This window comes from Vibrio sp. 10N.261.54.A5 (genome assembly GCF_041471145.1).
Taxonomy (GTDB): Bacteria; Pseudomonadota; Gammaproteobacteria; order Enterobacterales; family Vibrionaceae; genus Vibrio; species Vibrio crassostreae_C.
Window position 1 is genome coordinate 109,292 of the sequence record NZ_JBFRNU010000034.1, and the last position, 24,845, is coordinate 134,136.

Genomic DNA, 24,845 nt, shown 5'->3' on the forward strand with positions numbered 1-24,845 from the left:
TTGAGTCCACTTAAAAAACGTAGTCGCACTAAACATAATCGGAAGAAGTACTCTGTTATCAAATAAGTACTCTCTGAAACAAAAAGTTAGCTAGGAAATCAAATGCAGTTACAGCAGCTATTTAACAAAGATATCTCGCGCCCAATCAATGGTGTTGTTAAAGCCGATCAGGTAGGAAATGAAACCGTCTTCGTCGAACTCGACGAGTATGTCATCACCGCTGAACTTAAAGGTCATATTGAGCAGTTCTTCAAATACTACATGCCCTCAGTAGACGATCCTAAAAAAGCCTCTGCAACAGGTAAGTCTGGTATTTGGGTATCGGGTTTCTTTGGCTCTGGTAAATCTCACTTTATCAAAATCATGTCGTACCTACTGAAAAACGTAGAAACCACACATGATGGCGTTACAAAGCGAGCGATTGATTTCTTCGAAGACAAATTAGCAGAAGATCAAATGCTGTTAGGCGATATGCGTCGTGCGATTCAAAAAGAAAACAACGTTATCCTTTTCAACATCGATAGCCGCGCAGACACCGACGACAAAGAAGACGCAATCTTAAAAGTATTCCTAAAAGTCTTTAACGAAAAGATGGGCTACTCTGGCGATCATGCCCACATTGCAGACCTTGAGCGTGACTTAGATGCACGTGGCAAGCTTCAAGAGTTCCACCAAGCTTTTGAAGAACTATCTGGTTCATCTTGGCTTGAAGAACGTGATTCTTATGACTTCTACCGTGATGACCTTGCTGAAGCCTTCGCTAAAGTAACAGGTCAATCTGAAGAAGCAGGCCGCCAAGCGATAGAGCGCTTAGAAAACAACTTTAGCCTAGACATTCAAAACTTCTGTAAATGGGTTAAACAATACCTAGACGGCAGCCCTGAACGCCGCATTAGCTTCTTTGTCGATGAAATTGGTCAGTACATTGGTCAAAACACACAAATGATGCTCAAGCTTCAAACCATCACGGAAAGCCTAGGCACAATCTGTGAAGGCCGTGCATGGGTAGTCGTGACATCACAAGAAGACATTGATGCTGTCTTGGGTAAGATGCAAGAAGGTTCACGTAAGAACGACTTCTCTCGTATCCAACAACGCTTTGATCGTATCTCGCTATCTAGCTCAAACGTAAACGAAGTTATCGAAAAACGTCTATTGGATAAAACAGAGCCTGCGCAAACTGCTCTAGCCGCTTTATACAATGACAAAGGCGACATCATTCGCAGCCAACTTAGCTTTGAACAAACCAACAAGGCCGAGTTCTCAAACTTCTCAGGAACAGAGAACTTCGTATCAAGCTACCCGTTTGCACCTTACCAGTACAACCTAATCCAAAAAGTGTTTTCTGGTATTTCGCAAGCAGGCGCAGCAGGTACGCACCTAGCGAAAGGTGAACGTTCACTTATTGAAGCGTTCCAAACTGCTACCAATCAATTTGTTACCGATGAGATTGGCCGTTTGATCCCGCTATACAGCTTCTACCCTTCTATTAAGAAGTTCCTTGATACCGCTGTTGTTCGTGATATCAACCAAGCTCAACAAAAAGCATCAATTGATGAATTTGCAATTCAAGTTCTTCAAACGCTATTTATGATTCGTTACGTAGAAGAGATGAAGTCGACGATCGATAACATCGTTACGCTGTGTATCTCTGAAGTAGACCAAGACAAACGCCAGCTTCGTATCGACATCACAGATAGATTAGATGCGTTAGAAAACAACCTCTTGATTGCTCGCGAAGGTGACGAATATAAGTTTCTAACTAACGAAGAAAAAGAGATTGAGAAAGAGATTCAAAATACCGACATCGAAACATCAGATGAAACGGCTGAACTCAGCAAGATCCTCTTTGAAGAAATTCTTCGTAGTAGTAAAACCTACCGTTACCCAGAGAACAAACAGGATTTCCCTGTTTCACGATATTGTAACGGTCAACCCTTTGAAAAAGGCTCGATTGATAACGATCTACACCTAAAAGTGATCTCGCCAATTGATGCCAGCTACGATGACATGAGCGATGCCGTTTGCGGCAATGAGTCTTCTGATTCAATCTTGATAAAACTACAAGACAAGTCTCGTTTGTTTGGTGAGTTACGTACCTATATTCGTACCGCTAAATACACCAAGCGTAATGCTGGTCGCGATGCCGATATGGAGCTGCTAATTCGTGCGAAAGCAGCTGAAAACAGCGCTCGACGTAAACTTATTGTTACTGAGTTAGAAGAAGTCATTAAACAATCCGACTTCTATCTACTAGGTCACAATTACAATACTAAAGGTGCAACCGCTACTGCGATTATCGACAATGCTTACCGCCAAGTGATTGAAGATACGTTTAATAAGCTTAAGTTTGTTAAACCTTACAACGGTGACATTCGCCAACAAATTCAACAAACCTTAATTGTTGATGATCTAAGCCAACTAAACATCGACTTATCAGACGTTGAAGCAAACCCTCGTGCTCTTTTCGAGCTAGAGCAACATATCTCTATCAGTGATGAGTATGGCCGCCCTCTTACCGCTGGCGACATGGTGAAGAAATTTTCACGTAGCCCGTTTGGTTGGAACGATAACGAAATCATCCTGATGATTGCTCGCTTAGCGGTAGCAAACAAAATCACACTGCAAGCAAACCAACAAGACGTGCCTTTACGCAGTGCCTTTGACCACCTAGACAAAAATGCTAAGCGTGCCAATTTACGTATTCGCCGTATTCAACAACAGTCTGAAGCAAACCTAAAAAAAGCAGCCAAGCTGTACAAGTCTGTATTCCACAAAAATGCACCAGCGAATGAAAAAGATCTTCATGAGCAAGCGCTTCAGCTTCTTAAGGGCATGCTAGCCAAGCTGAAGGATTTCAAAGCAAAATCGACAACAGGCAAGTTCCCTGGGAAAAATGAAATTGAAGATGGCATTCTCTCAATTTCTTCTCTTGTTGAGCAACAAGGTAGCTATAAGTTCATCGACGAGTTCTTGCGCCAAGGTTCTGGTTTAGAAGAATTTGAAGAAGATTATGAAGAGCTAGATGTCTTCTATGAAAAACAATTCTCAACATGGCAAAGCCTAGCGAACGCCCTGAGTATTGAGTTTGCGAAAAACCGTCATCTACTCAAAACCTCTGAAGTTGCGAATACCGCATTAGAAAAACTGGAAGCGATTTATAACGATGAGCGCCCTTACGGGAAAATCCGTCAAGTGCAGGGCCTAATCGAAACCGTAAGAAGCATAAATGACGAAATGCTGGTAGCTCGCCGTAAAGAAGTAGCAAGTAAACTTGAAGCCGCTATTGATGACGTTCAACAACACGTAACAGACTCAAAAGCGACAGATACCATCAGTAATGATGCACTTCGCCCGTTGCAGCTGTCTCGTAAACGCTTAGAACACCTAACCAGCATTGCTGAAATCAATGAAGAGCTTAGAAATTCTGAAAGCTTAGTAGAGCAAGCTGAAGAGATCATCAATGCCTTTATTGACCAGCAAATTAAAGCGGCTGAACGCCAGGCAGCTCTTGAAGAAGAGCGTCGTAAAAAAGAGGCTCAAAGCCCGCAGCCAGACTCAATAAAAGGCTCAAGCACTCAAGACAATGGTGCATTGGATCTAGAGCCTACAGGCTCAAATCCTTATGGTGCGAGTGCAACAAAAGAACCATTAAAAGTTGCGGAGCCTGTGGTAGCAAAGCCGAAAGCTAAAAAGGTTGTGACCATCAAAGCAGGTGCAGTCTTCCAAGAGCTAGGTGATACCACTTATCTTGAAACAGAAGAAGAGTTAGATAACTACCTTGCGGCACTCAAGACTCAACTTTCTGGGCTAATTGCTTCAAACCATAAAGTACGCATTAAGTAGCCCATTACTGCTCTTGTCTACTAAGAGCAGCAGTTGAAACAACAAAAATACAAAGGAACCCACGCTCTATGAGCGTGGAAATCCAACCAATTTAGATGAGAATTCAATGAACACCAATAAGCTAAAATCTTACGCACCAAAAGCACGTGTTGCTTTTATGGAAGCGGTAAAAAACAGAGCGGCAAAACTCGGTATTTTCGAAGACCGTATCAGCGACATCACGATTGATGGTGACAGCGCGATTATCGAGAAAGAGGTTTACACTCGTAAACAAGGTCAACAGCGTAATCAGCTAGTAAAACGTATTGAAGCGTTAGGCACGCACGATGGTAAGTTCGTGCATAAAGATGGCTTTAATCAGTTTATCAACGAAACGGCCTTTACATGGTTTAACCGCCTAACTGCTATCCGCTATATGGAAGTTAACGAATACCTAGATCATGGTTTTCGTGTATTAAGTAAGGCCGAAAACGCGCTGTTTGGCGAAGGCTTTGAAATCTTAAACTCAGCGGCTGATGTAGCGGATGAACTTGGGCTAGACAAAGACCAGATCATAGACATGGTGCTTGATGGCAACAAAGAAGAAGAGCTTTACCGCACTCTCCTTTTAGGCCAATGCCACCAGCTAAGCGAAGCCATGCCATTTATGTTTGAACAGCTTGATGATGCCACAGAGTTGCTGCTCCCAGATAACCTCACAAAAACCGATTCAATCTTAAAGGATTTGGTCAACGACATTCCAGAAGATAACTGGAAAGATAGTGAAACGGGTAAAGGGCAAATCGAAGTTATTGGTTGGCTATACCAGTTCTACATCTCTGAACACAAAGATGCGGTTATTGGTAAAGTCGTTAAGTGTGAAGATATCCCTGCTGCGACTCAACTATTTACCCCTAATTGGATTGTTAAGTATCTCGTTCAAAACTCGCTTGGCCGTCAATGGCTAGCAACCTACCCTGACTCTGAGCTGAAAGACAAAATGGAGTATTACATTACACCTGCTGAACAAAGTGATGATGTGATTGAACAGCTAAAAGCCATTACGCCAACCAGCATTGATCCTGAAGAAATCAAAGTGCTTGATCCTGCTTGCGGTAGTGGCCATATCTTAGTTGAAGTATATGAAGTGCTGCGTGAAATCTACTTAGAACGTGGCTACCGCCTACGTGAGATCCCTGAGCTGATTCTTACCAAGAACATCTATGGTCTAGATATTGATGATCGCGCAGCGCAAATGGCAGCATTTGCAGTATTAATGAAAGCTCGTGAAGATGATAAACGTATCTTCACACGTAATATCAAGTTAAATATCCACTCAATCCAATCAACTGAAAGCCTTAATATTAACCAGCTTTGGTCAGATTTAGATCTTGATGGCAACAAGCAAGCAGGCTCAATTGACGACCTATTCGGAGAAGCGCAACTAGAATTAGTAGAGCCAACCGCAGAAAGCAGAATTTATCTTGATTTGCTTCGATACTTGAAAGAGCAGTTCATTGATGCCAAAAATTTAGGTTCTTTGATAGAGATAGACAGTAAGCACTACAAACACTTACTTGAACTACAAAATAGAATTATTGATATTTCAATTAAGAATTCTCAGCTAAAAAATCAAGCAGTTAAATCCATATTGCCAATCATTCAGCAAGCTATTACTTTAGCTATCAACCCAGATATAATTATTGCCAATCCTCCATACATGGGTTTTAAATATTTTAATCCTCATGTTAAGGGGAAAATATTTAAAGACTACCCAGAAGCTAAGCATGACTTATACAGTGCATTTGTACTTCACTTTCACTCACGTATGAACCATAACGGATACCTATCCTTCATGACGCCCTTTACGTGGATGTTCTTACCTAGCTTCAAAAAATTTAGAGATAAACTACTTAGTGATGCGACATTTGAGTCTATTGTTAGACCAGAATATCACTCTTTCTTTGAGTCTGCATATGTGCCTATTTGTACTTTCTCTATAAGAAAAGAAAACATTAGCAATTACCTTGCAAGTTATTTTGACCTAAATGACTTTTACGGTGCAGAACTACAGCCTAAAAAACTGATTGAGGCAATTATGGATGATAGCTGCCCTTGGAAAAGGACATTTTCTGCGAATTTACTTCAGGTAATACCTGAGTCCGTCTTTGCTCTTGAATTAAAATCTACAGCTATAGATGCATTTAAACTGAACAAGCCTGTTTCAAAAGTTGCATACCCAAAACAAGGAATCAAGACAGGAGACAACGATAGGTTTTTAAGGTATTGGCATGAGGTTGACTTTTCGTTAATTGAATTAAACGCCGAAAATTCAGAATCTTACGAATGGCCCTCAAACAAATCTTGGTGTCCAATTCAAAAAGGTGGAGCCAAAAGAAGGTGGTATGGAAACAATGAGTTCATTGTTCAATGGAAGGACAATGGACACGACCTTAAGAATTTTTTTGACAAGAATGGTAAGTTAAGATCTCGCCCACAAAACCTTAGTTTTGCACATAGGGAAGGTACTACTTGGACTACATTAACTGTCGGCGACTTCTCAATGAGATATAGCCCAAGGGGTTTTCTCTCTGAATCAGCAGGGTCTATATGCTATACAGATAATAATATGTTTTATTTATTAGGGCTTTTTAACTCTAATGTAATGAACTATTACATGAAGGCTATTGCTCCTACCCTCAGCTACTCTGAAGGTAACGTAGGGAAAATACCTGTGATCTTTAGTAACGTTGATGATACTGAAAAGCTTGTCCAAGAAGTAGTTGATAAATCCAAGATGGACTGGGACTTGAGTGAACTATCATGGGACTTCTCAAGTCATTTTCTAGTTAATAGAGAGACAAAGCTAACTAATTCATGGGAGTATTTTAGTAATCAAAGAATGGGATTTGTATCAAAACTGTGCGATTTAGAGCACCAGATAAACCACCACTTTATACATGAGTATGCGCTCGATGATGTATTGCAAAGTTATGTTAAAGAGTCAGATGTAACCATAAGAAAAGTTACTCGTGGTATTGCAATATCTTCACTTTGTTCCTACGGAATAGCGTGCATGATGGGGCGATACTCATTAGATCGGGAAGGTTTAGTCTATGCTCAGTCTGGTAACAATAGCTTCAAAGAGCTAGTCGCAGACGGCGCATATAAAACCTTCCCCGCTGACGACGACGGTATTGTACCTCTAGCAGATGAAGATTGGGTGTTTAAAGATGATGCAACTACCCGTTTCCGTGAGTTTGTAAAAACTGCATGGGGTGATGATCACCTTCAAGAAAACTTAGACTTCGTTGCAGAGAGCTTGTGCCTCGATGCAATCAAAGCTAAAAAGGGTGAAAGTTCGATTGATACTATTCGTCGTTACTTCTCGACTCAGTTCTACAAAGATCACTTGAAGACTTACAAGAAGCGCCCTATTTACTGGCTGTTTAGCTCAGGTAAAGCAAAGGCATTTGAGTGTTTAGTCTACCTGCACCGTTACAACGAAGGTACGCTGTCACGCATGCGCACAGAATATGTCACACCGCTTATGGGTAAGCTTGAGAGCCGTAAGAATATCCTTGAAGACTCGAAAGCAACAGCGTCTGGTGCAGAACTACGCGCTATCGATAAAGAGCTTAAAGTTATCGATAAGAAGCAAGCTGAACTGGTCACGTTCGATGAAGAGTTAAAACACCTAGCTGAAATGAAAATCAGCCTCGATCTCGATGACGGCGTTAAGGTTAACTACGGAAAATTCGGCAACCTACTTGCGGATGTAAAAGCGATTCACGGTAATAACCCAGAAGCCATCAGATAAGTAGCTATGTAGTAATGGCACAGTCCACGGACTGTGCTTTTTTCTATTTTCAAAGAAGAAGAGCGTTATGATTACATCGATCGTTGAACCATGTGCTGCAAGATTATTTAATATCTATTATAAGCACACCCAGTCATCTGATCTTGAAAGCCTTCAGTATCTCGTAGAAGAGGCATACAAGCTGCATGAGAGATTACGTAAGGCTCCTAAATCAAAGCTTGGTTTATTCAAACTTGATGAGTTTCTACTGTTAAAAGCATTACGTAATTATTCTGTCCACCAAGGCGAGTTTGTTGGTAAAAGCTACTACGTAGACCGAAATTTTGCTCAAAAAATGAGGTTAGAATTATTACGTGTCTGCTTGGTTAAGAAATCCACCATTAACTTAGCGATTAACCATGAACCAAATTTAGAACATGGTGAAGAAAACAAAGTCGCTCGAATCAAAGCTCAGTTGGTTGATTTTGACGATCATTACAACATTGAACCCGTTATTTTTAACTTCATGGTTAAAGTGTATGAGATGCTAAAATCTTTGAGGTTTACAATTCCTGGTGCAGGCTTTGAGGATATTGAGAAGTCTTACAAATATGAGAAACACTACAATCACCCACATTACTTATCTCTACACCCTATTGATTGTGATGTTGAATTAATTAAACAGCACTTGACCCCTGTAACAAGTGATTACTCAAAAGGTAAGGTAGAATTACCAACACCTGAGTCTGACCCTTTTCACCACTTCACTAGTCTAAACATTGATTACAAAAAACTGAGTGTTTACGAATATCAGGGCAATGAGTACGACCTAAAGTATCAGAGTCAAAGCAAAAAAATCAGTGACAACAACGAACTATTAACGATTGCTAATGTTCTACCGTTGCATATTGGTATTGCTTTTGTTCATACAGATAGTAGTGCTGACGTTACGTGCTTTAATATCAATGACCAAAGGTCGTCGCTTGAACAACATAAAATTCATCTAGACCCTTCATTTTATGAGCCTTCATTGGATGAGCTGTTAGCATTACATATATACAACGATGTGATATTCCCAGTCATCTTGCATAAATCAAGCTTAATAGCCGCCTCTATATCTCAAAAAAGCTCGAACTCAATGAGCAAATCCAAACCAGAAATGTCACAAAACCATCCCCCTGTTACATCTACGAAAGTAGGAAGAAATGATCCATGCATCTGTGGGTCGGGGAAAAAATACAAAAAATGTTGTGCATAAAACATATAAATTAATTCAGTTGGTGTAACCATGAAGGCAACAGAAAGTAAGTTATTCAAATTTTTACAAAAATCCGCTCAATTCATCATCCCGATATATCAGCGCCAATATAGTTGGACTCAAGAGCAATGTGAGCAGTTATGGAAAGATATCGTTCGTGCAGGAACAACTGATCTTGAAGCTCATTTCATCGGTTCGGTAGTCTACGTAGAACGCGGCTTATACAGCCATAGTGATGTTCCTCAACTGCTAGTCATTGATGGTCAGCAAAGACTGACTTCCACAACGCTACTAATCGCCGCATTAGTTTCAGAACTAAATGACCGTACTACTGATGACACCCCCGTCATTGAGGGTACAAATGCTAAAAAGCTCAAGAAGTACTACCTTTGTAATGACGCTGAAGATGGCGCTCTCTATTACAAGCTTCTATTAACAAAAGCAGATGACAAAGAGCTAAGAGCAATCATCGACGGTGAAGCAAAACACGATGATGATGCCACTTCTCGCGTGATTCAAAACTATCAGTTTTTCAAAAATAAGCTGAGTAAACTCAGCAACGATCAAGTATCTGAAATCTACCTTGGCCTTCAAAAACTTCTCATTGTAGATATTGCTTTAGATCGTGAAAGGGACAATCCTCAGCTTATCTTCGAAAGCCTCAACTCAACAGGTCTAGACTTGAGCCAAGCGGATCTTATCCGTAACTTCGTACTTATGGGGCTTGAGCCAAAACAGCAAAACACTCTATATGAAAAATACTGGTTCCCGATGGAAAGCGACTTTGGGAACGGTGAGTATAGTTGGTTGTTTAATCAGTTCATGCGTGACTACTTAACACTTAAAACTAATAAGCCACCAAGAATCAACGATGTATATGAAGCGTTCAAAAAGTATGTAGGTAACTCGCATCTCGATATAGAAGACGTTGTGGCAGATGTACGTAAGCATGCTCAGTTCTATATTGCCTTTTCCCTTGAAAAGGAAAAAGAGCAAAAGTTACTTGAAGCATTTCAAGACTTAAACGCATATAAAGTGGACGTATCTTATCCATTGATACTAGAGCTGTATCATGATTACGATAGTCAAATTTTAACGCTCGATGAGTTCATTGAGTGTGTACGTCTCATTGAAAGCTATGTGTTCCGACGCTATGTATGCGACATTCCCACTAATTCACTGAACAAAACATTTGCTAGCTTCGCTCGTTCTATTCGAAAATCAAGCTATCTGGAGAGCTTTAAAGCTGAGCTTATCTGCTTGACCTCTTATCGCCGTTTCCCATCAGATTTAGAATTAAATCGATGTCTACAGCATAAAGATATGTACAACGTTCGCAGCAGAGCCTATTGGTTACGTCGTCTAGAAAACTACGATAAGAAAGAACGTATCAGCGTTGAAAATTATACGATTGAACACGTATTGCCTCAAAACAAAAACCTCTCAGCTAAATGGCAGCAAGAATTGGGTGACGAATGGAAGTCAGTACAAGAAGAGTACGTTCATACCATTGGCAACCTCACATTAACAGGCTACAACTCTGAGTTGAGTGACCGATTCTTTACCGAAAAACGAGATATGGAAGGCGGTTTCGCAAACAGCCCATTAGCCTTAAATCAAAGCTTAAGAAACCATGAAACTTGGAACAAGGAATCCATTCAAGTTCGCTCTAAGCTGCTCGCAGATAAAATGCAGACAGTATGGCGATACCCGAATTTAGACGAGGAAGTACTCAAACAGTATCAAACTCAGCCTGCGGAAAAATCAGCTTATACAATAACAGATCACCCGTACATTGCTGTCGGCTCCTCAAAGGAACTGTTCCAAGCCTTTAGTCAAAAAGTGATGTCGCTGGATGATAATGTAAGGCAAGAGTTTTTAAAGCTTTATGTCGCTTTCAAACTGGATACCAACTTTGTCGATGTTGTCCCTCAAGCTTCTGGTCTAAGGCTGTCACTCAACTGTAAGTTCACCGAGATTCATGATCCTAAGAATCTATGTAGAGATGTGACTAATCTTGGTCGTTGGGGTAATGGTGATGTTGAAATCAAAATCAGTGAATTTTCAGATATCCCCTACGCTATCCAACTAATCCAGCAAGTTGTTGATATGCAGGTTGAAGGTTAATATTCATTGAGTTAGAGCAAGCACAGCCTTAAAGCTGTGCCTTGCTTTACTGATACAAACAGAGAATTACTATTATGCGTCGGACTTTTTCGCTTATCAGCTGGGTAGCATCTTTAGGGCTATCTTCCACTGCACTCGCTAGTGTTCAGCTGAATAGCCACCAAATTAGTTGACACTTATTTATGAAGCTGAAGAAGTTCAGCTTCATATCGAACCCAATTCTCCTTTAGATAAACCAGAGCCTGTCTTAACTATATAAATCGAAATAGACAGTGAGTATTTAAAGTTCACATTACAACGTCAAATGGCTTATACAATGTTTAGAAATTCAAATAATAGTTCAAACTTAGAAACACAAGGATTGGCGCTTCTTCAGCAAATGACAGGCTCTTCGGTTGCCCAGTTTCACGCAGATCAGTGGGAAGCAATTAATGAATTAGTCGCAAATCAAAACCAATTACTTGTCGTACAAAGGACAGGTTGGGGTAAGAGTGCAGTCTACTTTATTGCAACAAAGCTACGTCGTATGCAAGGGCATGGGCCGAGTATTATTATCTCCCCTCTTTTATCCTTGATCCGAAACCAAATCGACAGCGCCGCTAAACTTGGATTGAATGTTGTTTCTTACAACTCATCTATGGATCAACATGAGAAAACACGTTCTGAGCGTCAAATCCTCAGCCAGAATGTGGATGCAATAATCATCGCCCCAGAGCAATTAGGTGATACTAAATTCGGTCAAGAGATTTTGCCTCGGATTGTTGGTAACATTGGTTTATTCGTTGTCGATGAAGCCCACTGTATTTCAGACTGGGGACATGACTTTAGGCCAGACTACGGTAGGATTGTTCGTGCTATTCAGTTTATGCCGCGTAACATGCCTGTACTTGCAACAACAGCAACAGCTAACAACCGAGTAGTCACTGACATTAGAAATCAACTGGGTGATCGACTAAAAGTGTTTCGAGGGTCTTTAATGCGAAGCTCTCTTAATTTGCAAACAATCCATGTACACAGTAAGTCTGAACGTTTAGCGTGGCTTGTCGAGAATCTCCCTCAGCTTTTAGGCTCTGGAATTATCTATTGTAAAACGACGAAAGATGCAAATATCGTTGCTGAGTTTCTACAAACGCAAAATATTAATGCCCATGCTTACCATAGTGATATAGATGGCGATAACAAGCCTCGTTTAGAACAGGCATTACAACAAAATCAAATTAAAGCCCTTGTCGCAACATCTGCATTAGGTATGGGTTTTGATAAACCAGATCTAGCGTTTGTTATTCACTTTCAAGCTCCAGGTAATATAGTCGAATACTATCAGCAAGTCGGTCGTGCGGGACGTGGAATTGACAATGCTATTGGTATACTAATGGTTGGCGAGGATGATGCTCGAATTCAGCAATATTTCATCAAAAATGCTTTCCCAAAAGAAGAACAAATTGACTCATTCTTAGAACTGCTTGCTAACCATGACGGGATTAAGCTAGCTGAGTTAGAGAAGCATATGAACTGCTCTAGAGGCAAGCTCACTCATACGATCAAGTTTCTAACGTCGGAGTTCCCTTCTCCTATCATGAAAGATGGCGCGTTGTATTACCGAACAGCCTCTGACTATAGTTTGCCTCACGATAAAATAGAAAGATTAAATGATCTAAAAGAAGAGGAGTGGCAGCGCCTACTTGCCTACTTTGATGGTTCGCTAAACCGTTGCTTAATGCAAATTTTAGGTTCTGAGCTAGATGACAATGACATCCAGGCTTGTGGAAAGTGCGAATATTGCAAACCCTCAACTAAGCTCACAGAATCTGTTCAGCAAGAGTCCATCAACAAAGCATCTGATTTTCTTCGCAACCGTTATATAGAGCTAAAACCAAGAAAATTGTTTGGAGCATCAAACGATGTCGTGCGAAGCGCTTTTCCTATCTATAACCTTCCTCGTCAGAACCCCAATCTAATGTGCGATACTGGCTGGACTCTCTCGACTTGGAGAGATGGCGGTTGGGGTGATATGGTCGCGCAAGGAAAATTCAATGATGTATTCAGTGATGACTTGATTGCACCAATGGTAAAAATGTTAAATAGCTTACCTTGTGAAAAACGACCAACATGGATAACTTATGTTCCATCACTTAGGCATCCAACATTGGTGAAAGATTTTGCACACAAGTTAGCGTTCGCCATGAGTATTCCTTGTAGGGATGTTATTTCTGTCGCGGAGTTACGTCCAGAACAGAAGAAAATGGAAAATAGTTATCATCAAAGCAAAAACTTAGATGGTGCATTTAACTTGGATACGACCCAAATATACAGCAATCCTGTTTGGCTTTTAGATGATGCTGCCGACTCAGGTTGGACTTTTACTGTAATCGGGGCATTATTGAGAAGAGCTGGTGTACAACGAGTTGTCCCTATCGCACTAACTAGTACAAAGAACAACCAATAGAATGAATCATATTATGCAAAATGAACTATCAGAAAATACCAAAGCAATGCTAATGCTCACGCATTACTTCAACCGTTCCGATAGAACTGCATGTAAGCCGTTGACCGATAATGGATTCGGTTATCTAGCTCACTGGATGGCAGCAAACCAATTTCAGCCTCAGGATTTACTCGACAATGATCGACTAGAGTCCTTCTTTGTCGAGTTTGGCGATGAAGCTACACATTTCGCCTCTAAAAATGCTCTTTCGGGCTTTATGAGAAGTCTAGATAAGACTGTTTCGGAGATGACAAAAGACCGATTCCAATCATTATTGTCACGCGGTATGGCCCTATCACAAGCGCTAGAAAAATGGCAAAGTGCAGGTATTTGGATTCTAAGTCGAGCAGATAAAACCTACCCAGTACAGATAAAGCAAGGACTAAGAGAGAAGGCACCTGCAATCTTATTTGGCACAGGGAATATCGACTTATTAAACTTTAAAGGTGTCGGCTTTGTTGGCTCTCGTGATTGTGGTGCAACGGACGAATCAGCCACGATTGCCTATGTTGATAATATTAATCAACATGGTCTACAAGTTGTTTCGGGAGCAGCAAAGGGCGTCGACAGTATTGCTATGCATCGTTCGATGAGTAACGGTAGTAATTCCATTGGGATTCTTGGTGATAGTTTGTTTAAAGCTTGTGGTGATAGCCAATGGCGAAGCTACTTAAAGAGCGGTCAATTACTTCTAATCTCTCCATTTGACCCTGAAGCAAGTTTTGGCCGTGGTCAAAATGCAATGCAACGCAATAAATATATCTACTTCTTATCTGAAGCCGTTGTCGCAGTTTGTTCTGGTTTAGAGGGCGGGACGTTTAATGGAGTAAAAGAGAATTTGGTAGCTAATTGGTGTCCTCAATACATCTCACGCCATGACTCCCCTAACTTAGCTGGCAACGAAGAAATACTGAATGGTTTCCCTAGCAGCAAAACCAAAGTAAAAGTACTTACGCAAGCGAAGTCAATTACGCCAATGGATTCTTTGTCTTCTGCTTTGGGCGCCGTTGGAGAGACAGAATCAAATTCAGCAGAAACTGACACTGCTATAGATATTAAATCAGATGCGGATTCGCCTACTCCGAACTCAGCAAGCCTATCAGAAGAGAATCTCGCGTTAAGTGCTCCTGAGGGTCTACAAGAAAACTCTCATAACGATGAAGCTGACAGCATGGCTAACATTCATCCTGCATTCTGTGGCTCAGAAACACTCGCATTTTTCTATTTTGATTTGCTTGATTTATTCAGGGCAAAACAAACGAATGATGCTAGTCATGCATCGCTATCGGAAGCTGATATCCTTAAAGGTTTACATGTGTTGGTAGAAATCATAGGAAAGGCTGCCGTTACTAAATTAGTATCGCACTTTCAAAGTCATGAACTACTCATCCGTCAAGGACGAGCTAAAACCTATCAAATCGTTGATATTGAAAAATAAGATTTATAATGATCTTGAGCAGCCTATCTGCTGCTCTTTTTCACTACGCATACTTGACACCATCTTCTAATAGAACCGTAGAAATAAAATAACTAGATATCAAAAAACTCTTATTATTGATACTATTCACATCAATATCCCCTCCCCTAGTTTCAAAGTACCTCATGTCCGAATCTATACCACGTAATTACCCGTCAGAGCTTAAGTCTGTAAAGAACTCTATCACTGCCTATATGAACCTTGTCGATTGTAGTGACAAGTCACCGAATCAAATTGAGAATGCCTCTTTCCATGCACTAGATAGTTGTTTTGAAGAGATCTTCTTTGTCGAGCTAGCGGGAACAAAAAGTTTTTTTAAAAATGCTAGTCGTGCTCTAGGTGCTTTAACCTCCCTTGGAGGGTCGTATGTGCTTGCTCTTCAGAAACAGCACTATTCTGATCTCTATGAAGCGCTGTACACTCCCGCACTTTATGAATTAGAACAACTGCAAGAACAAACCAATGAGATTCTAAATAGTATTGGTACTTTGATAGATCGCTATAGCTTCACAATGAAGAAAGTCGAAAAAGTACTAAAAACCAACTCAACTGGTCAATTCAAAGCAACACAGCAAACCTTCTCTCCACTGACACAAGTTCAAAAATTTAATACCAAATACCATTCTATTTTAACAAATGGCTTTGGTGGATTAGTTGGCGGAAGTACTGCTGTTGGCGCTTGGGGTATCGTATCAATTATTGGTAGCGCATCGACTGGAACTGCTATTTCGTCCTTGTCAGGAATCGCCGCTACCAACGCTACTCTAGCATGGTTTGGAGGAGGCTCACTTGCAGCAGGCGGTGCAGGCATGGCAGGTGGATTCTGGGTACTTGGTGGGATAGTAGCTGCACCTTTAGTCTACTTTTCAACAAAGAGTTCTTATAAAAAAGCTGACGATGTCAAAACCGAAAAACAAAAACTTTTAAAAGAACTAGATAGATTCAATATTCTAAAGCCAGAAGCCAGCCAACACTTAAGCGAAATCCGACTTAAGCATACGGATGTACATAATGTAGTTAATAAATTTGTTCCTAAGCTTGAACAAGCACTATCTGAGTTCAAGTCTAATAGCTCTTTTTTCTACAAAATCTTCGGCGGTCAAATGAATTCCGCCCAAAAAGCAGCCATCAAAACCATAGAGGCATTGAGTTTAGAAAGTATGACAAAGCTTGGTTTTCGTAGTTAGGGTTAAATAATGAGTCCAATAAATACTTATACATAGTATCGGGACACTGGCATCTTTCATCATCGTATCATCAGCGATTTTCACTTCATAAAGTGTTAAACTGACAAACAGTTAGCACATTTCAACAGCCACATTCAGGCGAAGTAAAACAACGATGAATATTGATCAGATCACTAGTGGGCTATTAGCCAAATTTGAAAAAAGTAGACTTGTCTTTTGGCAGGATACTGACAACGAGTTTAACGATCTCATTGAATCGCTATCTCTTAATACGTCTTACGAAAGTACTCAAGTTATCTACCTTGATACTTTGTCCCACTTGGAAGTAAAGCATCGTATTGAGCTAATGGAACCCGAAACGGCTTTCCTTCTATACAGCAACACTTCTCCTAATGAGCCAACCCGCGACTGGCTATACGATATCAGGCTTTACGCACAAGAGTTTTATGCAGATAACAGCTCCATGATTCTGAATGAAATCGGTATGAACATGGAATTTCGCCCTGCTATTGCTAAATATAAAGCATTCTTTGGTGACCAGAAGCGAGTAGCACGATTAAAGAAAATTCTTCCACCTTCTGCTACAGAGAGAGAGTTAGAACTTACCCTGATAGCGGCTACCCTAAAAATTGAAACACCTACGTTTGTAACTATCCTGCAAGCCCTGCTTACTCAGCTATCAGATGACTTTGATTGCGAAGAGCATTTGGTAGATCTTGAAAAATTCAATTTAATCGATGCATTCTGGAAGTTTGCTTACGAAGAACTTGGATATATTGTTGAAGCAACAGGTGACTCCTGTCACCTGAAACCAACGATTCAAGAACTAGCAGTAAAGCTTCTCTTTACTGAATGCTATCAATCTCTTATCAACAGCGGTTGTTCAAACAGTGACGAGGTCGTTGGGCGGTTTACTACACATCTACTACCAATGCCTACTCAAGAGCAGCTTGAAGCAGGATATACCGCTGAACGCGTAGGTATGAATTCAGGCCGTCGTGCTCAAGTTGTAAGTTTTGTCGTACAATTACGTGAAGGTCGCAGTTGTCAAGATGGCTATAATCGCCTTTCTCGTCGTATAGAAACTGATTATGAAATCTCAGATAAATTGCGTCTGATAGAATCACCTGAAAAACTAAGACTCGTTGAAACATTTGAGTTTGCAGACAAACAGTTATCAATTTTACTCGCAAAACATATCGCTTCATTAAGCTCAGAAGAACTGAACAGCCTTGTATCACACCGTCTCACGACTCACTGGTGTCATGTTAGAGCTGAGTTTGTGGATACAAAATACGCGAACGTTTATAAGGCAATCAAAGCAGCGAAACAGTTCTACTCTCTTAAGTCTAAATATATTGATGGCTTTGATTTCGATTCAGCTAAAGATCTTTACAGGGCTTACGAGCAAGAACTTTTCCTTTTCGATACGGCTTATCGAAACTTCTGTGAGAACGCAAACCATGTTGCTCACCAAGGCTCAGACATTCTAAAGAAACTGAAGCTGGTCGAAGACATTGAAGACTTGTACGTAAATTGGTACTTACATGATTTAGCCATTGCGTGGGGCAAGCATGTCGACGATGAAAACTTATTAGACACATGGAAAATCAATGGCGTCTTGAACCAATATGACTTCTACAACAATGAAGTAGAACGTATCTTCCAATCTAGTCAGATAAAGCGCGTATTTGTGATTGTAAGTGATGCCCTTCGTTATGAAGTCGCGCAAGAGATACACGAGAATGTAAGTAAGGATAAAAACTTTAAGTCATCGCTTAAATCCCAACTAGGGGTAGTCCCAAGCTATACACAACTTGGTATGGCCTCACTTCTCCCTCATAACGAACTTACCGCTCACATTGGAAAAGATATTAAATACAAAGCCGATGGTCTAAGTGTCCATGGTTTAGATAACCGACACGCTGTACTTGAAAAATACCAAGGTATGGCAGTAAAAGCTTCTGATGTTCTCAATTGGACAAACGAAGAGGGTCGTAAAGCGGTAGCTGATGCTCGTGTCGTGTACATTTACCATGATCAAATAGATGCTATTGGTGATAAAGCGGCAACAGAGAACCAAACCTTTAATGCATGTGCTGATGGTATCGAACAAGTCTGTTTACTTATTGATCGTGTCGCTAAAAAGTTAAAAGGTAGTCGAATTTTAGTCACTGCTGATCATGGTTTCTTGTTTAAATCGAGCGATGTCGTTGAGTCAGATAAAACTGCGCTGTCCGTAAAACCAAGTGGGACGGTAGAGGCTAAAAAGCGTTACCTTATCGGTCAACAGCTTCCAAAAGACAGCTTCTACTGGAAAGGCGATATGGCCGTAACGGCTAAGTTGTCTGAAAATGGTGACCAAGCCGAGTTTATTGTTCCTCGAGGCTCAAACCGCTTTAACTTTGTGGGTGGTGCTAAGTTCATTCATGGTGGGATCATGCCTCAAGAGGTTTGTGTTCCAGTCCTTCGTATTGAACACTTGAAAACAACCAAGCAAAAGACCACCGCAAAACAAAAAGTAGGTGTGGTGCCACTGAGTAATGGGCTTCGTATTGTTACACTTAGTGAGAAAATTGAATTCTTACAAACCAATGCCGTTGGCGATCAATTTAAAGAACGTAATCTAAACATTTGGATAGAAGACCCTGAAGGCACTGTTGTTTCAAACAAAGCACAGATACTATTTGACTCTTCAGCCTCAAATTCTGATGAACGCAAGCGCAATGCGATACTGACGCTAAACGGCAGCAACTTTGATCGAACTACTCCATATAAACTAATTATGTGGGATAGTGAGCAGGGTGATCGCTACGCAACTCATTCGGTAACAATCGACTTAGCAATCCAAGACGATTTTGATGATCTTTTTTAACGGAACCTATTCATGATTGACGATAACAACGATAGTAAAGCAACGGAAGTTCATCACTACCATCATTTTGACAACGAAGAAAATGGCACATCCCCACAACCTGATGAAAGTCCCCTTTCTCAGGAAGAGGTAATCGCACAAGAAATCAAAGATGTTCGAGATGTCGACTTAGACGATCTCATGACCACTGAGTTCAAAGGACGCGTTGTTCGCAAAGACTTAACGAAACAGCTTAAAGAAGGGGCAAATGTCCCTGTTTATGTCCTTGAATATCTACTTGGTATGTACTGCTCGGCAACCGATGACGACCTTATCGAAGCAGGAATGGGACGTGTTAAGAAAATTCTAACGGATAACTACGTTCGACCTGATGAAGCTGAGAAGGTTAAATCTCTCATACGTGAACGCGGTACACATAAAGTCATTGATAAGATATCGGTTAAGCTCAACCAAAAGAAAGACGTCTATGAGGCAAGCTTATCAAATCTCGGTATCAAAGATGCTGTGATCCCTGCCAGCATGGTGAAAGAGAACGAGAAACTACTTACTGGCGGTATCTGGTGCATCGTTACGCTAAGCTATTTCTTTGAAGAGGGACAAAAGACTTCACCATTCTCTGTACTTGGTCTTAAAGCAATCCAAATGCCATCGATGAATATGGACGAAGTCTTTAACGCTCGTCGAAACTTCTCAATGGATCAGTGGCTAGATTTGCTATTACGTTCAATAGGTATGGAACCTACAAACCTTGAGCAAAGGGCTAAATGGCATATCTTGGCTCGCATGATCCCGTTTGTAGAAAATAACTATAACGTATGTGAACTTGGCCCTCGTGGTACGGGTAAATCACACGTATACAAAGAATGCTCTCCGAATTCTTTACTCGTATCTGGTGGTCAAACAACCGTTGCTAACCTCTTCTACAATATGTCTTCACGCCAAGTAGGGCTTGTAGGCATGTGGGATATTGTAGCGTTCGATGAAGTTGCTGGTATTCGTTTTAAAGACAAAGACGGCGTGCAAATAATGAAGGACTACATGGCTTCAGGTTCTTTTAGCCGAGGTCGTGACTCCATTGAAGCAAAAGCCTCTATGGTTTTCGTTGGCAACATTGACCAAAGTGTAGAAACTCTTGTAAAAACAAGCCACCTACTCGCTCCGTTCCCTCAAGAGATGATCGATGCCGCTTTCTTTGACCGTTTCCACGCCTATATCCCAGGGTGGGAAATACCTAAGATGCGACCTGAGTTCTTCACAAACCGTTTTGGGTTGATTACAGACTATCTTGCAGAGTACATGCGTGAAATGCGTAAACAAACCTTCTCTGACGCTATAGATAAGTTCTTTAAGTTGGGCAACAACCTCAACCAACGAGATGTGATTGGTGTTCGTCGCACAACTTCGGGGTTACTGAAACTGCTCGTTCCACACGGTGAATATACCAAGGAAGATGTTCGCACTTGCTTAACATACGCATTAGAAGTTCGTCGCCGTGTCAAAGAGCAGTTGAAAAAAATCGGCGGTATGGAATTCTTCGATGTGAACTTCTCTTATATCGATAATGACAGTCTTGAAGAGTTTTTCGTTAACGTACCAGAACAAGGCGGTTCTCAGCTCATAGCACCAGGTATTCCAAACCCAGGGGTGATTCACTTTGTTAGTCCTGGCCATAGCGGCAAACTCGGTGTATTCCGCGTAGAAACGCAAAAGACAGCAGGAAATGGCAAGCTTACGACTTCAGGCCTCAGCTCCGATACTGAAGCAAAAGAACAAGTGAAGATCGGGTTTGAGTATTTTAAAGGCAATTTGTCACGCATTGCTGCAAACAGCCAATTCTCAGACCATGAGTTCCACCTGCACTTCGTTGACTTACAGATGTCGGGTAATTCTCACAGTTCAAGCCTTGCCTCACTAATCGCTAGCTGTTCAGCTTTGCTGAATAAGCCTATGCAAGAATCAATGGTTGTACTAGGGTCAATGACACTTGGCGGTGTGCTAAACACAGTGCAAGATTTAGCTGGTTCTATGCAAGTCGCTCTTGAAGCAGGAGCAACAAAGATATTGATTCCGATGGCATCTGCCACAGACATCCCAACCGTGCCAGCAGAGACCTTTACCAAGTTCCAAGTGAGCTTCTATAGTGATCCTATTGATGCTGTTTATAAGGCGTTGGGAGTGAGTTAAGTACATTCCGAATAGAAAAGCGGTCATGATGACCGCTTTTATAATAGGCTTTATATATTATCAGAGACACTTTCGACTAGTTCATTTGCATATTCTTGAGAAAAGAACTCAAGCTTTTCAACGAAAATATCTGTTACTGCTCTTACAATCAATGGTGAAGTTTCTGAACAATAAAATTGAAAGCTATCAGCAGTTTCACCGACAACCGCTACCTGATCACCCTCCGTGTTTATTGCATAGGTATCACCAATATGCTCAAACTCAAATCGACCATCTTTAAGATCTTTCGCCAATTCAATCATATAACTGTTCGTTTCTGCAACCCACATCTGCTCTCTATCCCAAGTCTGTTGAGGAAAGTCACCAAAGTAACTATCGCTAATTTGACTTAGCAGAGTCGCTACACTATTAAATCTATCATCAATTACAGATTTTAACAGTAGACCATCCACGTCTTGATAGACACGATAAATCTCTTGTGCATGATGAAAAATAGATAGATGACGACTATTCGAATTTGCAGTAACAATCAACTCAGCATCTCTCACTAGATCTTTTGAGGTTTTTGAGTTAGCTACAATTTTTGCAATTTTAAGGTTTTCGTCTTTAACCTCTTTAGTAAGAGAGCTAGTAACAAACAAAGGTTCTGGTGTCAGTAATTTCGAGCGAGGTACACGGTCATAGTGCAGATCTTCATTTAACTTCTCTAGCTTTTCGATAAGATCTTTTTTAACTTGTTCTGTCAATCCTTCAGTATTTTCAATAAACACATTAAGGATTTCAGATGCTAGTTTATGACTATAGATCGGACTGTTAACTAGTAATTCCGATGTAAATGAGACTGATTGACTATCTTCAGAAAAACACATCGTGGCAATGTCTGTACCATTATCAAGGATAAGTAACTGTTCACCATTAATACTCTGAATACTATACTGACCAGTTCTCAATTCTGATAGTACATTCAAAGAAACTGCATGAAACTCACTGATTTCAAACAAGGTTTCAGGAGCATCTAAATAACCAGAAAAGATTTGCGCTATTAACTCTCTGTGAGAAGAAAATGCTGGATGTAGTTGTAGATTGCCTATGCCCTCATGTTCATCAGCATCACAAATTGCGACTTGTTCTAAGTCGATATACAGTCTAATTTGGTATTCACCAGATGCGTCATCCCAAAGCGAAGCGCCGTCATAGGAAGTGACAAGGAGATGGGCATCATGTGATGCTAGAAGTAAGCCTACCTTTTCAGAATCAAGGGCTAGATGTGAAGGTTCAAATTTTTTTGCAACATTAAAAGTATCCATAATGGCTCCATTTTATAATTTATAATAAACACAAAATCATTATTGAATTTGTGGGTGAAACTTAGTTTCATTTTCTAACGGTAATAATATTTATTTTTAATGCTAATTAATTAGCATTAAATAAAGCCCGTTCGGCATTTATTATTCTAAGTTTTTATTATATTATTGAAGCCCTCAGACACTGCTGGGAACACATTTAAAGTATCATAAGGCATTCTTTCTTGTAAAGGATTTATTTGAAATTTTTCTTCCAATTACTTTTTTTATATGTTATGTATAATTAAAACCTGCTGACAGATTTATTGTAAATACCAATTTTTTGCTATCTGTAATCTAATAATTGTTTAGCTCGGACATGTCGAGTGGCTCTTGAAGCTAATGCAACTAAAATCCTGATTCCAATGACTTCAGCGACAGACGTCCTACCGTACCAGCAGAGAATTTTACGAACTTCAAAGTGAGCTTTCACAGTGATGCAGTTTATAAGAAGCTTGAGGCGGGTTAAAACTTAGAGAGCGAGTGTAAACCCGCTCTATCTAAAATGAGTCTAGTAACTTATTGGCTCAACTGAGTATGAGCTTCACCCCCACCAATGATTGAAGGGTTCACTGGTATCCATCGAGAGCCTCGCTCCCAGTTTTCATACTCACCTTGATAGTAACGAACATTCATAAGCTGACGGTAATGACCAACTCGAACATGATGACTTTTCTTACTGTTGTTTTTGGGAGCATCAACGCTAAACGAACAACCTCGAACCAAGCTCATATCTCGCTTCATTAACCCTAAACGTTTAGGTTTCTTTGAAAAAGCCTCTGGGAAGCCATCGACAAGGAACTTATCCTGAGTAATCTGATTATAAAGTAAGAAAGATGAGACAAGTTTTATCGCCTGTATTAATTTAACACCCTGTTGCTTGTTCATAGGGCGAATCGATTCCTTAGAATAATCGTCAAAAATCTCAGGTAAAGTAACATCACTTAAATCTTGCTGAAGAATCAACTCTAATTCGGAGCTTGTTATTTTTGCAGACAATCTATTCCCAGCTTTGTGACTATCTTCAGTCACAGTGATAGTAAAGAGTAGGTCTGGCCTATTCATACTCTTTGAAACCTGACCACCGAACGCCTTCGCAATATCATTCCCACCTTTAAGTTCTGCATCACTTGAGACTACCATGATAGGCATAACGGGTAACCCTCCAACCTTAGCGTCTGTCGCAGGGGATATCGCAAAGCTATCAAATGGTAACTTAAGGTTGGCCATCGTCTTAGCTTTATACTTAAGGGAGTATAAATGGTTAATTACTTCTTTATCCATGAAAATATAGTTACGAGAACCGTTAACAAATCCCTGTTCGTTACCGAGATTTTCAAAATCTAAACTTTGATAGAATTCAATACCATAATCTTTTATAAAAGCGTTATTATAAGAATCATATAAATTTCTAGCGCCAAACGTCTTCATCTCTTTATGGAGGGTGTCTATATATAACGGGTAACTACGGAAGCTTTTAGTGTTACTCATACAAGACCACCCTTAGCAATTCGTTTTGCAACAGAAAAGCTTGGGGCGAGCGTTTCAAACTGAGAAGCCATGCGTTTTACAATTGCATCAGGAACACCGTGTACGTTCTGGTAGTTACCAGTCATTCCAATGACTTCAAAAGCTAACTCCATATCATCCGCTAAGGACTTGTAGAACTTCATTTCCCAATTTTTAACAAACGTATTAGCAACAGCAACATTGTGACCAGCTTTCAAAAGACGCTTAGTTTCAAGCTGGCACCAGTTATGAGCTTCCTTTATCCGATGATTCTCGTATTGATAAGCTCCATCTTTGTCGATGAAATACTGATCAGCTTCAACCACGACTGTTGCGGTTAAAGTATTAGCGAATGTTGTCTTTCCAGAGCCAGGGACACCACGGATAAGAGTGAGTTTTTGAACATCTGGTAAAGAATCGTCACTAGAGGCGGCTATAGGGGATGTATCATAAGATGATACAAATGAATCTAACTGTTCAGAAGCTAGATGAGAAGGTTCAAATTTTGTTACAGCATTACAAGTATCCATAAAGGACTCCATTTTTATAAACACAAAATCATTATTGAATTTGTGGGTAAAACTTAGTTTTCATTTTCTAACGGTAATAACATTTATTTTTAATGCTAATTAATTAGCATCTAATAAAGCCCGTTCGGCATTTATGAATTTATTATTATTCTAAGTTTTTATTATATTATTGAAGTCCTCAGACACTGCTGGGAACACATTTAAAGTATCATAAGGCATTCTTTCTTGTAAAGGATTTATTTGAAA

The 24,845-nt window shown here is 40.3% G+C and carries 11 protein-coding genes and 1 pseudogene; 9 read left to right on the forward strand and 3 right to left on the reverse strand.

The annotated features are described in order from the left end of the window. The first annotated feature begins 102 nt into the window (after positions 1 to 102). The 9 genes and pseudogenes from brxC (at position 103) to brxL (ending at position 21,217) form a co-directional block, all read left to right on the forward strand. Entirely contained in the window at positions 103 to 3,846 is a 3,744-nt protein-coding gene (brxC, locus tag AB4329_RS11440; protein ID WP_372138335.1) for a BREX system P-loop protein BrxC, read from the forward strand. A 106-nt stretch (positions 3,847 to 3,952) separates the two neighbouring features. Further along, entirely contained in the window at positions 3,953 to 7,645 is a 3,693-nt protein-coding gene (gene pglX, locus AB4329_RS11445; RefSeq protein ID WP_372138336.1) for a BREX-1 system adenine-specific DNA-methyltransferase PglX, read from the forward strand. 1,159 nt (positions 7,646 to 8,804) lie between these two features. Continuing rightward, a pseudogene (locus AB4329_RS11450) lies at positions 8,805 to 8,882 on the forward strand (SEC-C metal-binding domain-containing protein); the annotation flags it as partial. A 30-nt stretch (positions 8,883 to 8,912) separates the two neighbouring features. Then, positions 8,913 to 11,009: a DUF262 domain-containing protein gene (locus AB4329_RS11455; RefSeq protein WP_372138338.1), complete on the forward strand. Its 2,097-nt coding sequence runs from the start codon at positions 8,913 to 8,915 to the stop codon at positions 11,007 to 11,009. 316 nt (positions 11,010 to 11,325) lie between these two features. Next, the gene (locus tag AB4329_RS11460; RefSeq protein WP_372138339.1) at positions 11,326 to 13,455 is read left to right on the forward strand and encodes an ATP-dependent DNA helicase RecQ; all 2,130 of its coding nucleotides are present in this window, start codon (positions 11,326 to 11,328) and stop codon (positions 13,453 to 13,455) included. A 1-nt stretch (position 13,456) separates the two neighbouring features. Next, positions 13,457 to 14,932 (forward strand): DNA-processing protein DprA, encoded by a 1,476-nt coding sequence (locus AB4329_RS11465; RefSeq protein WP_372138340.1) that lies wholly within the window; start codon positions 13,457 to 13,459, stop codon positions 14,930 to 14,932. 164 nt (positions 14,933 to 15,096) lie between these two features. Further along, entirely contained in the window at positions 15,097 to 16,158 is a 1,062-nt protein-coding gene (locus AB4329_RS11470) for a hypothetical protein (RefSeq protein WP_372138341.1), read from the forward strand. A 154-nt stretch (positions 16,159 to 16,312) separates the two neighbouring features. Continuing rightward, positions 16,313 to 19,033, forward strand: coding sequence for a BREX-1 system phosphatase PglZ type A (pglZ, locus tag AB4329_RS11475; protein WP_372138343.1), 2,721 nt, complete (start codon positions 16,313 to 16,315; stop codon positions 19,031 to 19,033). Positions 19,034 to 19,177: 144 nt separating this feature from the next. Continuing rightward, entirely contained in the window at positions 19,178 to 21,217 is a 2,040-nt protein-coding gene (gene brxL, locus AB4329_RS11480) for a protease Lon-related BREX system protein BrxL (protein ID WP_372138349.1), read from the forward strand. 50 nt (positions 21,218 to 21,267) lie between these two features. Here brxL and AB4329_RS11485 read toward each other — a convergent pair whose 3' ends face one another. The 3 genes from AB4329_RS11485 to AB4329_RS11495 all read right to left on the reverse strand — a co-directional run bounded on the left by AB4329_RS11485 (position 21,268) and on the right by AB4329_RS11495 (position 24,599). Next, a complete protein-coding gene (locus AB4329_RS11485; RefSeq protein WP_372138345.1) occupies positions 21,268 to 22,524 on the reverse strand; it encodes a hypothetical protein in 1,257 nt (418 codons plus the stop codon). A gap of 555 nt (positions 22,525 to 23,079) precedes the next feature. Next, the gene (locus tag AB4329_RS11490) at positions 23,080 to 24,051 is read right to left on the reverse strand and encodes a hypothetical protein (protein ID WP_102420169.1); all 972 of its coding nucleotides are present in this window, start codon (positions 24,049 to 24,051) and stop codon (positions 23,080 to 23,082) included. Beyond that, positions 24,048 to 24,599, reverse strand: a complete 552-nt coding sequence (locus AB4329_RS11495; RefSeq protein WP_102420168.1) for an AAA family ATPase — start codon at positions 24,597 to 24,599, stop codon at positions 24,048 to 24,050. The genes AB4329_RS11490 and AB4329_RS11495 overlap by 4 nt, the downstream gene beginning before the upstream one ends. Positions 24,600 to 24,845 lie beyond the last annotated feature (246 nt).